The sequence below is a fragment of the Micromonospora sp. AMSO12t genome (assembly GCF_008806585.1).
Lineage (GTDB): Bacteria > Actinomycetota > Actinomycetes > Mycobacteriales > Micromonosporaceae > Micromonospora > Micromonospora reichwaldensis.
Genome location: NZ_WAAS01000163.1, coordinates 1 through 14,762 on the forward strand (window position 1 = coordinate 1; position 14,762 = coordinate 14,762).

At 74.4% G+C, this 14,762-nt stretch carries 14 protein-coding genes; 5 read left to right on the top strand and 9 right to left on the bottom strand.

All coding sequences use genetic code 11. The features are described 5' to 3' along the window. The 8 genes from F6X68_RS21680 to eccCa form a co-directional block, all read right to left on the bottom strand. The coding region (locus F6X68_RS21680; RefSeq protein WP_151456006.1) for a S8 family serine peptidase at positions 1–1,353 on the bottom strand (1,353 nt) is incomplete at its 3' end. 82 nt (positions 1,354–1,435) lie between these two features. After that, the gene (locus F6X68_RS21685) at positions 1,436–1,714 is read right to left on the bottom strand and encodes a WXG100 family type VII secretion target (protein ID WP_101413905.1); all 279 of its coding nucleotides are present in this window, start codon (positions 1,712–1,714) and stop codon (positions 1,436–1,438) included. A gap of 28 nt (positions 1,715–1,742) precedes the next feature. Further along, complete coding sequence (locus F6X68_RS21690) at positions 1,743–2,051, bottom strand: WXG100 family type VII secretion target (protein ID WP_089002280.1); 309 nt, start codon at positions 2,049–2,051, stop codon at positions 1,743–1,745. Between the two features lie 171 nt (positions 2,052–2,222). After that, positions 2,223–2,495: a hypothetical protein gene (locus tag F6X68_RS21695; protein WP_151456007.1), complete on the bottom strand. Its 273-nt coding sequence runs from the start codon at positions 2,493–2,495 to the stop codon at positions 2,223–2,225. Positions 2,496–2,511: 16 nt separating this feature from the next. Beyond that, positions 2,512–3,240, bottom strand: a complete 729-nt coding sequence (locus tag F6X68_RS21700) for a hypothetical protein (RefSeq protein WP_132231854.1) — start codon at positions 3,238–3,240, stop codon at positions 2,512–2,514. A gap of 31 nt (positions 3,241–3,271) precedes the next feature. Next, positions 3,272–3,565, bottom strand: a complete 294-nt coding sequence (locus F6X68_RS21705) for a hypothetical protein (protein ID WP_121396953.1) — start codon at positions 3,563–3,565, stop codon at positions 3,272–3,274. A gap of 16 nt (positions 3,566–3,581) precedes the next feature. Then, positions 3,582–4,004, bottom strand: coding sequence for a YbaB/EbfC family nucleoid-associated protein (locus tag F6X68_RS21710; RefSeq protein ID WP_225852345.1), 423 nt, complete (start codon positions 4,002–4,004; stop codon positions 3,582–3,584). 96 nt (positions 4,005–4,100) lie between these two features. After that, positions 4,101–8,063 (bottom strand): type VII secretion protein EccCa, encoded by a 3,963-nt coding sequence (gene eccCa / locus F6X68_RS21715; RefSeq protein WP_151456008.1) that lies wholly within the window; start codon positions 8,061–8,063, stop codon positions 4,101–4,103. Positions 8,064–8,231: 168 nt separating this feature from the next. Here eccCa and eccD point away from each other — a divergent pair, with 168 nt between their 5' ends. Continuing rightward, positions 8,232–9,629, top strand: coding sequence for a type VII secretion integral membrane protein EccD (gene eccD / locus F6X68_RS21720; protein ID WP_151456009.1), 1,398 nt, complete (start codon positions 8,232–8,234; stop codon positions 9,627–9,629). A gap of 23 nt (positions 9,630–9,652) precedes the next feature. On the opposite strand, the gene F6X68_RS21725 is transcribed toward eccD, so the two are convergent. After that, the gene (locus tag F6X68_RS21725) at positions 9,653–10,726 is read right to left on the bottom strand and encodes a type VII secretion protein EccE (RefSeq protein ID WP_225852346.1); all 1,074 of its coding nucleotides are present in this window, start codon (positions 10,724–10,726) and stop codon (positions 9,653–9,655) included. Between the two features lie 259 nt (positions 10,727–10,985). Here F6X68_RS21725 and eccB point away from each other — a divergent pair, with 259 nt between their 5' ends. The 4 genes from eccB to F6X68_RS21745 form a co-directional block, all read left to right on the top strand. Continuing rightward, on the top strand, positions 10,986–12,542 hold the full coding sequence (eccB, locus tag F6X68_RS21730; protein ID WP_151456011.1) for a type VII secretion protein EccB: 1,557 nt from the start codon (positions 10,986–10,988) through the stop codon (positions 12,540–12,542). Positions 12,543–12,672: 130 nt separating this feature from the next. Further along, positions 12,673–13,041, top strand: a complete 369-nt coding sequence (locus tag F6X68_RS21735) for a hypothetical protein (protein ID WP_151456012.1) — start codon at positions 12,673–12,675, stop codon at positions 13,039–13,041. Then, positions 13,034–14,287, top strand: a complete 1,254-nt coding sequence (locus tag F6X68_RS21740) for a WXG100 family type VII secretion target (protein ID WP_151456013.1) — start codon at positions 13,034–13,036, stop codon at positions 14,285–14,287. The genes F6X68_RS21735 and F6X68_RS21740 overlap by 8 nt, the downstream gene beginning before the upstream one ends. Positions 14,288–14,476: 189 nt before the next feature. Continuing rightward, positions 14,477–14,762, top strand: a 286-nt coding sequence (locus F6X68_RS21745) for a hypothetical protein (protein WP_225852347.1), incomplete at its 3' end; no start/stop codon positions are given.

A 14,762-nucleotide genomic window follows, 5' to 3' on the forward strand; every position in this document is an offset into this window, starting at 1 on the left:
CGATCCTCCCGGGGCGCCGCCGGCCGGCGGGTGGCCGGGGGGCGGCGGGTAACCGGGCGGACCGGCCTGCTGGCCGGGCGGCGGATAGCCCGGCGGCGGATAGCCGGGCGGGCCGCCGGGCGGCGGGTAACCCGGCGGGCCGGGCCGGGCGACGGCCGCCTTCCGGCGGGACCGGCGCACCAGCACGATCACGAGGATCAGCAACGCGACGGGCACGAGCAGGCAGAGCGCCCCCTGCACCAGCGCGCCGGTGTCCTTCTTCATGCTGATCGACACCGCCGGCCCGTCGTCCTTCTGCGGCGTGGCCGCGCCCGCGGACGGGGCGGCGCCGTCCGGGGCGCCGGCGAGCAGCGGGTGCGCGTCGACCGCCGGCACCGATCGCGTCAGCGCGGCGAGCGGGTCGACCGCGCCGAAGCCGTGCTGACTGTCGCGGCCGGCCGGGCCCAGGTCGCGGGCGGTGCGGATCAGCCGGTTCACCACGTTGGCCGCGTCGAGGTCCGGGTACTTGGCGCGGACTAGCGCCGCCACCCCGGAGGTGATGGCGGCGGCGTCGCTCGTGCCGCTGCCGATGCCGTAACCGTTGGACGACACGGACGCGGACCGGGGAGAGATGATCTCCTGCATCGGCGCGGCGAGCACGGCCTCCCGACCGGTGGCGCTCTGCGCGAAGAACTCGCCGTTCTTCGCCAGCCCGGTCACCGCGATGACGCCGGGGATGTTGGCGGGGCTGGTGACGACGCGGTCGTTCTGCAGCCGATTGCCGGCCGAGGCGATCAGCACGACGTCCTTGTCCAGGGCGTAGCGGACGGCGGCGATCTCGTCGGGGGTCGCCGCCGTGCCCGTCCCGACGGACATGTTAATCACGTCGGCGCCGGCGTCGGCCGCCCAGCGGATGCCCTTCGAGAGGTCTGCCGAATCGAAGGAGTCGCCCATCGCGACGGGCAGGATCTTCGCCTCCGGGGCGATGCCCAGGTGCCGCATCGCGCCACCGCCCCGGGACGCGATGATCCCGGCCATCGCCGAACCGTGGGCCTTCCTGGCGTCGTCGTCGCGGCGACCGTCGGCCGCCGTCCCGGAACCGATGCCCTTGCCCGGCAGGACCTGACCGCGCAGGTCCGGCAGGTTGGGGTTGACCCCGGTGTCGATGACCGCGACGGTCACGCCCCTGCCCTTGGTGAGCTTGTGGGCCTGCGGGATCTTCAGGGTGTCGAGGTACCACTGGAGGCCGCGCACCGTGTCGGCGCGGGCCGGGGCCGGCGCGGCCAGTGGACCGGAACCGGCGCCGACGACGACCACCGCCAGCGCCGCGACGGCCAGCCGGAGCTTGGACCGCGAAGGCTTGCCCGCACGCATGATTCTCCCAGGACCTATCGGCGCACAACGCGACGCGGCTCCGGCCCGGTCGAACCGGACCGGAGCCGCGTCGGCGACTGTGTCAGTTCCACGCCTTGGCGTTGCTCATCTCGGTGCTGACGTAGTTCTCGCGGGCGATGCCCACGGCGCCACCGATGTCGTTCAGGATCTTGTTGATATCCCGGACGGCGGCGTCCCACTGCGCCTGGTGCTGCTCGTAGGCGGCACGGTCCTCGCCGTCCCACTGGAGCTTCGACAGCATCGAACGCAGCGTGTCCAGCTTCTCGTCGATGGTCTTCGAGATGGCCATCATCTGCTGGTTGCTGCTCTCGAGGACCGCGTAGTCGACCTTGATGCTCATGAGTTCCTCCTCTGCTCGTCTCGGCGGATCACGGGTTGAGTGCAGAGTGGAACTTGTCCAGCATCTGCTGCTGCTCTTCGTCGTTGACCTGGTGCGTCGTACCCGACTTGTCGAGCAGGTCGGCGATGTTGTCCATCGCCGTCAGCAGCTTGCCCGTGTCCTCGTTCCAGCGCTGCATGAGCGACTGGAAGCCGGTGGACGCCTGCCCCTTCCAGGCGATGGCCAGGTCGTCGACCACGTTCCACAGCTTCTTCAGCTCGCCGTCGACATCGCTGCGCGTGGAGCGCACGTCACCCGCGGCGGTATGCAGAGTCGCTGCTTCGACCTCGAACGCCATGCTTCACACCCTTCCGTCTTCTTGTGGCGGCGCAGTCGCCGCGTCCTCCCCCGCCGCAAGGCAATCACCCCACCGACGGACACTCAGTCAAGACCGTAGCGGACGGTGTCCATGCCCCGCAGCCCTGCCCCGAGTGGGTCGCCCGACCGCCGCCGGAGCAGCCCCTCGCACCTATCCGGAGCGGGAGTACGAGCGCACGTGCAGCACCACCCCGACCACGAAGGTCAGGGCGAGCATCGATGCGAGCAGCCACTGCACCGCGTCGTCGGCGAGGGTGCCGAGGGCCACCGCGAATGCCGCCACCCCGCTGAGCAGGACGAGTTCCATCGCCCTGCGGGCCAGGCGCGACCGGGTGAGCTGCGCGACCAGCCCCAGGACGATGAAGACCGGGATGGTCACCAGCGCGTACCCGAACAACATGCTCTGCCACACGGTGGCCCCCACCTCTCGGCCCGGTCGGTCAGGCCCGGTAGAAGCCCGGGTCCTGCACCCAGTCGATCTGGATGTCCTGGATGTCGGGGTCGGCGTCGCCGGTCGCCCAGCCCGGGCGCGAGTCCGAGACGAAGTTGTACTGACTGTTACCACGGAACGCCGACGCCACCGTGGAGAACAGCGCGCCGATGTCCGTGAAGATGAGCCCGAGGATCGCCGCGGTGGCGGTGAGGCCGGCCACCCCGATCGCCTGCGCCAGCGGCGCGGTCGCGGGGAACGCCTGGAGGGCCACGGCCGCGATGACCGCGATGAGGATCGGCACCAGCGCGCCGACCAGGGCGTCGATCGAGGCGTTGAAGTGGTCGCGGACGGCGGTCAGCGCGTCCTTGTTGGCGTTGAGCGCCTCCGCGAGCGCCCCGATCTCGGCGTTCAGCTTCTGCACGAAGGCGTCGAACGCGTCCCGGTCGTCGAAGTCCCACTCCTCGCTGGACGGGATCACGCTCTCCAGCGCCGCGCCGAACTGGTCGCCGCCCAGGAAGCGGGCCGCGTCGCCCCACTCCTTGATGGACTGGTTGACCTCGTCGTTGTCGAACGTCTCGAGGTGGATGATGGCGGCGGTCAGGAAGGCGGCGCCGACCAGCCACACCCAGTTGGCCCGGGCCGCCCCGGCCAGCGAGCGGACCGGCGCGGTCTGCGCGGCGACGCTGTGCGTCCCCACCACCGAGCCCGAGGAATTCGCGATCAGGATCTCCGGCATCGAGCCCTCCCTACGTCCCGCACCCGCGAGGTCACTTGACCACCCAGGGCTGGTCCGACTTCTCCCAGTTGAGCGCGCTCTGTTCGAGGTTGGCGGCGGCCCTCTCCAGGTGCTCGACGCCGGTGCGCAGGTTGTCGAGGTGACCGTCGACGGCATCGTTGTGCGCGCTGACGGCGGACAGGCCGAGCAGCGTCATGGACATGCCCGACAGCTTGACGCCCTCCAGTGCCCGCTGCGCGTTGCGCAGGTAGGCCATCGGGCCGTCGGCGGCCGCGAGCTTCTGCCCGGCCTTGCGGATGGCGTCGACGTCGACGACGTTGGCCACGGGACCCTCCCTCTCGTCAGCCGCGCAGCCGGCGCAGCGGGTCGTTGAGATCCACCCCGAACTGCTGGAACCACTCCTCGGGGGTGACCTTGCCCGCCTCGGCCCGCCGGACCAGGTCGGCACCGCCGAGCATCTCCTCCAGCAGCTCGCGCTGCCGCTCGGCGTGCGCGTCGTAGGCGGCGTCGATGGCGGCCTGGAGCGACTCGGCCAGGCTGAAGCTGTCCAGCCGCATCGCCCGGGCGTCGATCTGGATGTCGCCGACCTTCATGTCGCCGTCGACGGTGACCTGGACCAGGCCGTCCGGGCTCTCCCCGACGATCCGCAGCTCGGCGCGCTGCCGCTGGAAGTCCGCGAGCCGGCGCTGCTGCTCCTGCGCCTGACGCAGGATGCCCTCCAGACCGGCCCCGCCCATGCCGCCGGGCGTCCACGATGTGCTCAAAACGGTCCTCTCGTCGGCTGCGACGCTCGTGCCGCAGGTTACCGGATGCCGTCACACCGGGGCGGTCCCGCCGACCGCCGCATCGGTGGGCGCCCCTCAGGCCGGCTCCGACCAGGCCGTCTGGATGAGCTGCTGGCCGTCGCGGCGGCGCACCAGGGTGCCCCGGCCGGGCGGTTGCGGGCTCGGCCGCAGCGTGCCGAAGACCGCGCCCTCCTCCCGGTTGCCGGACATCAGCAGGCCGGGCTGGTCCAGCTCGCGCAGGCGTTGCAGGACCGGCTCGTAGAGCGCCCGGGCCACGCCACCCGCGCGCCGGGTGACGATCAGGTGCAGGCCGATGTCGCGAGCCTGGGGCAGCAGCTCGTGCAGGGCGCTGAGCGGATTGTTCCCGCCCGAGGCGACCAGGTCGTAGTCGTCGACCAGGATGTAGAGGTCCGGCCCCTTCCACCAGCTGCGGTCGCGCAGCTGCGCGGTGGTGACGTCCGGGCCGGGCAGCCGGTTGGACAGCGCGCTGCGGATCGAGGCGAGCCCCTGCGCGAACACCTGGTTCGACGGCGCGTAGTCGAGCAGGTGGTCACCCTCGACCGCACCGAGCAGCCCGCGCCGGTAGTCGGCGATGACCAGCCGGGCCTGCGCCGGCGTGTACCGCTCCGTGATGCCCCGCGCGATCAGCCGCAGCAGGTTGGTCTTGCCGCACTCGGCGTCGCCGAAGACCGTCAGGTGCGGCTCGTTGGCGAGGTCCAGGTAGACCGGGGCCAGCGCCGACTCGTTGACGCCGATCGGCAGGCCCGGCGCCGAGCGGTCCACGACCCGGGCCAGCTCGCTGAGGGGCAGCCTGCGCGGCAGCAGCCGTACCTTCGGCGCCGGCTGGCCCTTCCAGGCCTCCGCGACGTGCCGGGACAGGGCGATGGACGCCTCGGTCAGGTCGTCGATGTCGCGCCGGCCGTCGATCCGGGAGATGGCGGTCAGGAAGTGCAGCTTGTCGCGGGTCAGACCCCGGCCGGGCGAGCCGGTCGGGACGTTCGCCGCCGCCCGCCGGTCGATCTCCGACTCGTTGGCGTCACCGAGACGCAGCTCCAGCTTCGTGCCGAGCAGGTCCCGCATGTTGATCCGGATCTCCGCCCACCGCACGGCGGTCAGCACCACGTGCACGCCGAAGCCCAGGCCACGGTTGGCCAGGGTGGTGATCGTCTGCTCCAGCTCCTCGTACTCCTGGCGCAGGGTGTTCCAGCCGTCGACGACGAGGAAGACGTCGCCGAACGGGTCGTCGGCGAACTCCCCGGCCGCCCGGCGGCGGCGGTAGCTCGCCACCGAGTCGATGCCGTGCTGGGCGAACCGGTTCTCCCGCTCGTCCAGGACGGCCACCACCTCGGCCACCGTACGGCGTACCGCCTCGGTGTCCCGCCGCCCGGCCACGCCGGCCGTGTGCGGCAGCCCGTCCAGGCTGCGCAGCGCGCCGCCACCGAAGTCCAGGCAGAAGAACTGCACCTCGCGTGGGGTGTGGGTGAGCGCGAGCGAGGCGAGCATGGAGCGCAGCATCGTGCTCTTGCCGCTGAGCGAGGCGCCGACGATCACCACGTTGCCGCCCGCGCCGGCCAGGTCCACGAGCATCGGGTCACGGCGTTGCTCGTACGGCCGGTCCACGATGCCGACCGGAGCGGCCAGCCGCCCGCGACCACGCCACGAGGCGGTGCAGAGGCCGTACCTCGGGTCGACGCTCAGCGGCGGCAGCAGCTCGCCCAGGCCGGGCGGCTCCGCCAGCGGCGGCAGCCAGACCTGGTGCGCCGGGCGGCCCCGCCCCTTCAGCCGGTCGATCAGCACGTCCAGCATCGCCACGGCCTTGCCGTCGGCGGGCTGCTCCGGCTCGGGCGCGTCCGGCACCGGCAGGGTCGGGTTCTGCACCGGCACGAAGTCCACCCCGTACCGGACGATCCGGCGCTGCACCAGCGCCCGCGACGACGCGGCGGCCTGCCCCGGGGCCCGGTACGGCCCGGACACGTACGCGGCCCGGAACCGCAGCATGGTGCTGGTGTCGGTCTTCAGGTAGCCGTGGCCGGGGGCGTTGGGCAGCTCGTACGCGTCGGGCACGCCGAGCACGATCCGGCTCTCCACCGCCGAGAAGGTACGCAGACCGATCCGGTACGACAGGTGGGTGTCGAGGCCGCGCAGCTTGCCCTCCTCCAGCCGCTGGCTGGCCAGCAGCAGGTGCACGCCGAGCGACCGGCCCAGCCGGCCGATCATCACGAAGAGGTCGATGAAGTCGGGCTTCGCGGCGAGCAGTTCGCTGAACTCGTCGCAGATGATGAGCAGGCTGGGCATCGGGTCCAGCGGCTCGCCGGCCGCGCGGGCCTTCTCGTAGTCGTAGCGGGAGACGTAGTTGCCGGCGGCCCGCAGCACCTCCTGGCGGCGGGTCATCTCGCCGGCCAGCGCGTCCTTCATGCGGTCGACCAGCGGCAGTTCGTCGGCCAGGTTGGTGATCACGGCGCTGGTGTGCGGCAGCGCGTCCAGCGAGGCGAAGGTGGCGCCGCCCTTGAAGTCGACCAGGACGAAGTTGAGCTCCTCGGAGGAGTGCGTCACCGCCAGCGCGCCGACGATCGTGCGCAGCAGCTCGCTCTTGCCGGAGCCGGTCGCGCCGATGATCAGGCCGTGCGGGCCCATGCCCTCGTGCGCGGACTCCTTGAAGTCCAGCTCGACCACGTTGCCGTCCGGCCCGACGCCGAGCGGGATGCGCAGCCGGTCGCGGTGGCTGCGCGGGCGCCAGGTCTGCTGCACGTCGACCGCGGCGGCGTCGCCGACGCCGAGCAGGTCCGGCAGCTCCATGCTCTTCGCCAGCGGCTCCTCCGACGTGGTCTGCTGCTGCGACAGCCGGTACGGGGCGATCTGCCGGGCCAGCCCCTCGGCGGCGGACTCGGTGAGCCGGTCCGGCCGACCGAGCCGCGACGAGGAGGTGCCGCGGACCAGTTCGAGGGAGCTGCCGTCGCCCACGTCGAGGCAGAGCAGCCAGCGCCCGGCGTCCCGGGGCACGGTGCCGGAGAGGTCGATCACGGTCGCGCCGAGCAGCCCCGGCCCCATGAGCTGGCAGGCCGCCGAGACCTCGCCGCCGTCGATGACCACCACGAGGTGCGCCGCGCTGGTCAGCGGCTTCGCCTCCGGCGCGAACCGGGGTCGGCCGGCCAGCTCGCCGGCGAGCGCCTCCTCGGCCTCGGCGAGGCTCGCGAAGACCATCCGGCGGGCGCCCGCCGCGTCGGTCCGGGCGCTGTGGTGGTTGTGCGGCAGCCACTTCACCCAGTCCCAGGACGGCTGCCGGTCGGGCGCGGCGACGATCGCGACGACCATGTCGTCCGGGGCGTGGAAGGTGGCGAGCTGGCCGAGCGCGGCCCGGGTCAGGTCGAGCACCGGCTCCCGGTCGCCGCGCAGCACCACCCGGCTGAACGCCCGTACGGAGAGCGCGGTCGGCAGGTCCGGCACGCTCGAGTGGGCGCGGACGAAGCGCCGCAGCGCGATGGCGCTCATCGGCTCCAGGTCCTCGACCGGCTTGGTCTCCGGCGGGACGATCTCCACGGCCAGGCGCTGCGGCCCGGTGGCGATCCGGGTCTCGCCGAAGTCGTCCTCGGTGATCCGCCGCTCCCACAGCCGCCGGGAGGCGGCGATCGACCAGAGCGCGTCGGGCTCCGGGTGCCGCCAGGCCATCGCCGCCCGCTGCTGCTCGGCGGCGCGCCGGGTGCGCTTGCGCATCTGGGCCAGGTAGCGCATGTAGTCGCGCCGGTCGGCGTTGAGCTCGGCCTTGTCGTTGTTGCCGTTGCTCAGCGACCCGATCGCCATGCCCAGCATCGAGACACCGAAGAGGCCGCCGGCGATGTAGGTCATCGTGCCGCCGCCCCGGCCGGCGTAGAGGAACGCCATGGCGCCCACGCCGCAGACCATCGGCAGGATCATCAGCAGCTGCCCCATCCCGCGTGGGGTGGGCTCGGGCAGCTCCGGAGGCGACTCCAGCAGCACCTCGCCTCGCGGCAGCGCAGGCCCCGGCTGACGCGGGAGCCGGCGGAACACCACCGTGCTCACGGCTGTCTCCTCCCCAGAAGCGGCCCTGATGAAGTTCGGCGAGCGACCGGAGTCGTCGGGTGGGCATCGTACGTGCCCGCCATCGTAGGTAATCTCCCGTGGGCGTCAGGAACCCGTGCGTCGGCGCCGCCGGCCAGGGGTGATCGTAGAGAGCGCGAGGAGGCCACTGTGGCGACGAAGACGGCGACCGGCGGCCTGAGCCGGATCACCATCGTGGCCCCCCGTACCCGGATGGACCTCGCGCTGCCGTCGGACGTACCGCTCGCCGACCTGCTGCCGACCCTGCTCCGTTACGCGGGTGAGGACCTGGCCGACGAGGGGGTGCGGCACGGCGGCTGGAGCCTGGCCCGGCTGGGCGGCCAGCCGCTGGACGGCGGCCGGACCGCCACGCAGCTCGGCGTCCGCGACGGCGAGGTGCTCTACTTCAACCCCCGGTCGGCCACCGCGCCGGAGATCGTCTTCGACGACGTGGTCGACGCCGTGGCCACCGCCACCAACCAGCGCCCGGGTGCCTGGCAGGTCGGCACCACCCGTTCCTTCGCGGTGCTCTTCGCCGCCGCGGCGCTCGGCGCCGGCGCGGTGGCGGCGCTGTTCACCGGGCCGCCGCACCTGCCGGGCGCGCTGGCCGCGCTGGTCGTCGCGGTCGCCCTGGTGGTCTCCGCGGCCGTGCTGTCCCGGGCCGCCGCCGACAGCGCGACCGGGTCGGTGCTGGGGGTCGTCGGCCTGGCGTACGCGGGCGTCGGCGGTTTGCTGCTGCTCGCCGGCGACCGCCCGCTGACCGGGCTGGGCGCCCCGCACGTGCTCCTCGGCGCCACGGCGGTGGTGCTCTGCGCGGCGGTGGCCGCGCTGGCCGTCGGCGACCGGCTTCCGCTCTTCTTCGGCGCGGTCGCGGTCGGCGCGGGCACCGGCCTCGGCGCAGTGGTCAGCCTGGCCTTCGACACCGACGCGCCGGCCGCGGCGGCCGTCGTCGCCGCGGTCGCGTTCGGCGCGGTGCCGGCGCTGCCGATGGCGGCGTACCGGCTGGCCCGGCTGCCGGTGCCGTCCATCCCGACCGGCCCCGACGACCTGAAGAGCGACACCGAGTCGGTGGACGGCCGGCAGGTCCTCCAGCTCAGCGAGCGGGCCGACGGGTTCCTGACGGGCCTGCTCTGGACGGTGTCGCTGCTGGTGCTCGGCGCCCAGGTCGTGCTCGCGCTGCACGGCAGCCTGCCGGCGGTGCTGCTCTGCCTCGTGCTGGCCCTGCTGTCGCTGCTGCGGGCCCGGCCGTTCCTGGGCCGTGCCCAGCGCACCCCGGTGCTGTTCGCCGGGACGGCCGGGCTCGGCCTGACCGCCGCCGCCACGTTCGGCAACGGCTCGACGGCGGTACGCCTCGGCCTGATCCTCGGCGGCCTGGTGCTCGCGGCCGTGGTGAGCCTGATCTACGGGCTCACCGTGGCCGGCAAGCGGATCTCCCCGGTCTGGGGCCGGCTGCTGGACATCGTGGAGATCATGCTGATCATCGCGCTGGTCCCGCTGGCCTTCTGGGTCGTCGGCCTCTACGGCTGGATCGTCAACCTGCGCCCCTGACCCGCGCTCGGCGTCCCCGGTCCTCAGTCGGTCGGGTGCAGGGTCGTGATCGTGGTGGCGGCCGGGGCGGTGGCGTAGACGCCGGGGCCGTGCTGGCCGTCCACGGGGCGGGCCGGGGCGCCGGACCGGCGGGCCACCTCCCGTACCGCCTTGACCAGCGCCTCCACGTGGTCGTCGAGCGCCGCCACCCGGAGCATCGGCGGGGCGACGCGCCCGCCCGGCTGCACCACGACGGCCAGGGTGTGCGAGGGGGCGGACGTGGCCGTCACCGCGTCCACCAGCGGGCCGAACGGCGCGTCGGCCCGGGGCCGCAGGACCAGGCAACGCTGGGTCCAGCCGCCGCCGCGCAGCCCCGTCCAGGTCTCCGCCGGCGGCGCCGGCGCCAGGTCAAGCCCGGCCGCCGAGACGACCGCCGCGCGCAGCTCGTCGCGGCTGAGGGGGCGGTGGGCGAGCCCGGCGGCGGTCAACGCCTTGCCCAGCCGGCCGACGCCGGCGGAGAGCGTGCGGTGCACGCCGGGCATGCCGCCGCCCCGGCTGACGGTCTCGACGCGGGCGTCCCGTACGGAGAGCCGCAGCGCCAGCCAGACCGTCCGGTGGGCCGCGGGTGGCGCCCCCGGCGCCGGGTACCAGACCAGGGTGTGCGAGACGACCTGGGTGCGGGTGACCGGGCCGGTGAAGTCGGCGAGCACGCGCAGCGCCCGGTCCAGCACCGACGCGTCGACCGATCCGGCGGGCGCCCCGGCGTGGCCCTGCAACGCCACCGCCGCGAACCAGCCCTGCGCGTCCTGCCCGATGCCGAGGCGGGTGCCGCGGTCCGTGAGCTCGGTCACAGTCAGCTCCGGGGCCAGGGGTGCCAGCCTCGGATCGGCCCCGCCGCCCGCCGCGACGGCGCTCCTGGCCGCCTCCCGACGCCGCCGCAGCCGCCGGCGCAGCAGCAGGTCCTCGTACCACCAGCGGCCGCCCCGGCGGGCGAAGACCGCGCCCACCACCGCCAGCGACAGCACCCCGACGGTGGCGGCCAGCCAGACCTGCCCGCCCAGCGCCGCCCAGACGGCCAGGGCGCAGAGTTCCAGCACCACGAGCTGCCCCACGGCCACGGGCCCGATCCGACCACGGCCGCGCCGGTCGGCCGGGACGACCGGCCGCTGGGCGACGCCGGACGGCTGCGGTGCCGGACGACCGGGTGGCGCCTGAACGTGCGTCATCGCTGACAGTCCCTTTCTGGACGGCGGAGCGTCCGCCGGATCGGGTCGGGCGCTGGTCCCGGTGACCCGTCGACGGCCCCTTATCGTAGGGAAGCCCGCGACACCGACTCGGACCTGCTCGTCGCGGACCCACCCCCGCCGGAGGTAAGTCATGCGGACCCGCCGCGACCAGGTGCAGGCGTACCGCTTCGTCACCCGCCGGATCGTCTCGGCGTTGCTGTCGGGCGACCCGGAGACCAGCAACCTGCCGATGCGGCGGCTCGGCATGGCGGTTTTCGGCAGCGTCATCGCCGCGGCCGTGGTGCTCGGTGGCGTCGGCGCGTACGGGCAGTTCACCGGCAACACGGCGCCGCTGGAGCCGAACACCCTGGTGATCGAGCGGGAGACCGGGGCGACGTACGTCTTCGTCGACGGGCAGCTGCACCCCACCCTCAACTACGCCTCGGCCCGACTGATCATCAACGAGCCGGCCCCGCAGGTCCGCACGATGTCCCAGGCGTCGATCCGGGACCGGCCCCGGGGTCGTACGGTCGGCATCGTCGGCGCCCCCGACGCGCTGCCGGACCGCAAGTCCCTGACGGGCCTGCCGTGGTCCGTCTGCGACGTCCCGGACCCGGCCGATCCCCGCCGCTCCGGCACCCGGGTGGTGATCGACCGCCCGCTGCCCGGTGGTGCGCCGCTCGGCGACCGGGCCGTGCTGGTGGAGGCCGACGGCCAGCGGCACCTGCTCACCGGCGACCGGCGGTTGCAGGTGACGGGCGGCGACTCCGCGCTCGCCGCGCTGCGGATGGCCAACGCGCCCCGCCTGCCCGTGGGGCAGCAGCTGCTCAACGCCGTGCCGGCCGGGCCGGTCATGCGGCAGCCGACGATCGCCGGCGAGGACGAGGCCAGCACCCTGACCGAGCGCCCGGCCAAGGTCGGTCAGGTCTTCCGGGCGGCGGGTCAGCACTACGTGCTCACCCGGGAGGGTCTCTCCGCGATCGGCGAGATCAGCGCGCTGCTGCTGCTGCGCGACGGCGGCCAGGTCACCGACATCACCCCGGCGCAGGCCGGCAAGCTGCTGACCGACCAGCGGGCGGAGGAGGCCGGGATGCCGCAGGCCCTGCCCGCGCTGCACCCGGTCACCGCGGGCCGGACGGCGGTCTGCGCGACCTACCGGGCGGGCGCCGACGGCGGGCCGCCCACCACCACGCTGGAGGTCTTCGACCGGGTGCCGGCGGAGCTGGCCGCGCCCGGTGGGGTGCCCGTGCGGCAGAGCGCGCGCGACGGCGTGCGCACCGCCGAGGGCGTGCTGCTGCCCGGCGGCAAGGGCGTGCTCGTGCAGGCCACGCCCGGGTCCGGCGAGAGCGGCACGGCCGCCCCCGGCGCCACCGTCCACCTGATCAGCGCCCAGGGCGTCCGCTACCCGCTCGGCGTCGGCGCCATGTCGGCGCTGGGCTACGAGGGGGTCGCCCCGCTGGCCGTACCCGCGTCGCTGCTGGCCCTCGTGCCCACGGGGCCGACGCTCTCGCGGGACGACGCGCTCGCCCACTTCGCGCCCGGCCCCGCGCCGTCGGCCCCGGCGAAGCCGTCGGCCGGCGCGGCGAAGCCGACGGGCAGCCCCGGGCCGGAGCGGTCCGGTACGCCGGTGACGCCCTCCGGGCAACCGGCGTCGGACGCGCCGGCCTCGCCGGACGGCTCGTCCGCCAGCCCCGGAGCGGACGGCTGAGGTCAGCCCGCGAGCGGGGCCGGACCCGCGCGTGACGGATCGACGCCGGTGGCGGGTCGCCCGCGTCGCACCCGTCGACTAACCTGAGCCCTGCCAACGGTTATCGACGATGACGTACGGGGATGCTGCCATGACCGGGCGCACGACAGTCGACCTGCTGTCCCTGGAAGACTTCCACCAGAAGTTGGCCAACCGGCTGACCGAGGCGGAGAAGGCGTTGCGGAAGCTGAGCACCGAGATGCAGTGCCGGCCCCCGGCGCTGGGCTCGTTCGCCGACGCCACCGAGAACTCCCGCCGCTACTCCGAGATCCACCAGTCCTACGTGGACCAGGTCGACCGGCTGCGTGCGGCGGTGAAGGCCGCGCAGAGCGCCACCGCGACGATCCTGGCCAACTACCGCACCGCCGAGGAGCGCAACGCGGCCAACTCCGCCGACATCGCCGCCGCGCTGAACGGCGTGGACGACGCGTTGAAGCGGAAGGAGGATCCGCGTGTCTGAATACACCCAGCGCTACCAGCACGTCAGCCACCAGCAGCTCTACGACGCCGTGATGGCCGGCCAGCCGGGCCAGATCGACGGCGTCGCCGCGCAGTGGACGGCGCTCAAGGGCATGCTCGACGGGCTGTCCCGCGAGCTCAGCGGCGACCTCGACAAGCTCGCCAACACCTGGACGGGCTCGGCCTCGCAGGAGTTCCAGCGGCGGTTGACGCTCGTCACCGACTACGCCGACAAGCTCGGCGAGGGCATGGCGGACGTGAGCCGGGGCCTGACCCTGATGTCCGGCGAGCTGCGCACCGCCCGCACGCAGGCGGAGAGTCCGGCCGAGACCGACGACCACGACCAGGCGCTCTCCGGCGCGGCCAAGGGCGCCGTGTTCGGCGTGCCGGGCATCGTGGTCGGCGGGCTGCTGGGGCACCAGCAGGACAAGGCCGAGCAGGAGAAGGCCCACCAGCGCATGGTCAACGTGGTGGCCGAGCTGGCCGCCGGCTACGACCTCTCGGCGTACGGCCGGCTCGTCCCGCCGCCGCCACCGCATCCGGACACCCCGGGCACGACCAGCCGCGATTCGACGCCCCCGCGCAGCGGCCCGGGCGCCAGCACGCCGACGGCCGCGCCGACCACCTCCGGCCTCGCCGGGCAGCCCGGCGGCGCCACCGTCGCGGCCCCCGACCGGCCGAGCTCCGGACCGGGCGGCGGCGCGACCGGGACGCTCGTCCCGGGCGCCGTCGGCGGCGGGCAGCCGGGCGGCGGCGTGACCGACGGCGTTCCCGGCGGCGTCCCGGCCGGCACCTCCCTCGCCGGTGCCACGGCACTGACCGGCACGCCCCCCACGACGGGTCCCGTCGGGCTGGGCGGCACCTCGACGGCCTCGGCTGGCGGGCCGGGCCTCCAGTTCGGACCGTCGGGCGGCGTGCTCGGCACCGGAGCCCTCGCCGCGAGCGGCAACGCACCGGCCTCGGCGGTCCGGTCCGTCGGCGGCACTCCGGTGGCGGACAACCGGTCCGCGACCGGGATGGGCCGGCGCTTCGACAACGGCGCACGACAGGGCGGCGACCGGGCGGCCAGCGGGACGGGACGTGCGGGCGGCGCACGCGGCGGGGCGGGTCGCCCCGGCGTCCTGGGCGGCACCCGGGGCACGCACGACGACGACGCCGACGGCCGGCTGACCTGGCTGACGGAGGACGACATGGTCTGGGGCGACGGCGCCGCCGCCGCTCCGCCCGTGCTCGGCACCGACAGCTGACGCGCACCAGCACGACGACGGCCCACCCGGCGGGCGTACCACCGGGTGGGCCGTCGCACGTGCGGCGTCGGTCCCGGCAGGCGCCGTCGCACCCGCTCGACGATCCTTTTCGGACATCGTGGCGGCGGTCACCCGATCCCAGGTCGTCGGCGCGCTGCACGAGCCCGGCCCGGGCGATAGGTTGGACGGGTGCCCTCCGTAGCGTCCGTCGACCCGTTCTGGTCGTTGACGCTGCGCTCCCTGCGTGAGCTGACCCGGCTGGCGATCGCCGCGCTGGTGCTCGCCGTGGGCCTCGGAGCCGCGAGCGCCGCACCGGCCCCGCCACCGTTCGCCGCCGGCCCGGCCGCCGTCACCGCCCCCGTTCCGGCCGCCGGTCCGGCCGTCGCGAGCGCCCGGCTCACCCCACCGCTGTCGCGCCGCGAGCCGGTGGCCGAGCAGGCCGACGGCTTCGCCGCCCCGTCGGCGGTCCGGCGCG

Bases quoted from the DNA above. Each gene is read 5' to 3' on its own strand.
- F6X68_RS21685 (WP_101413905.1), bottom strand. From the start codon at position 1,714: ATGAGCATCAAGGTCGACTACGCGGTCCTCGAGAGCAGCAACCAGCAG.
- F6X68_RS21690 (WP_089002280.1), bottom strand. From the start codon at position 2,051: ATGGCGTTCGAGGTCGAAGCAGCGACTCTGCATACCGCCGCGGGTGAC.
- F6X68_RS21700 (WP_132231854.1), bottom strand. From the start codon at position 3,240: ATGCCGGAGATCCTGATCGCGAATTCCTCGGGCTCGGTGGTGGGGACG.
- eccB (WP_151456011.1), top strand. From the start codon at position 10,986: ATGCGGACCCGCCGCGACCAGGTGCAGGCGTACCGCTTCGTCACCCGC.
- F6X68_RS21735 (WP_151456012.1), top strand. From the start codon at position 12,673: ATGACCGGGCGCACGACAGTCGACCTGCTGTCCCTGGAAGACTTCCAC.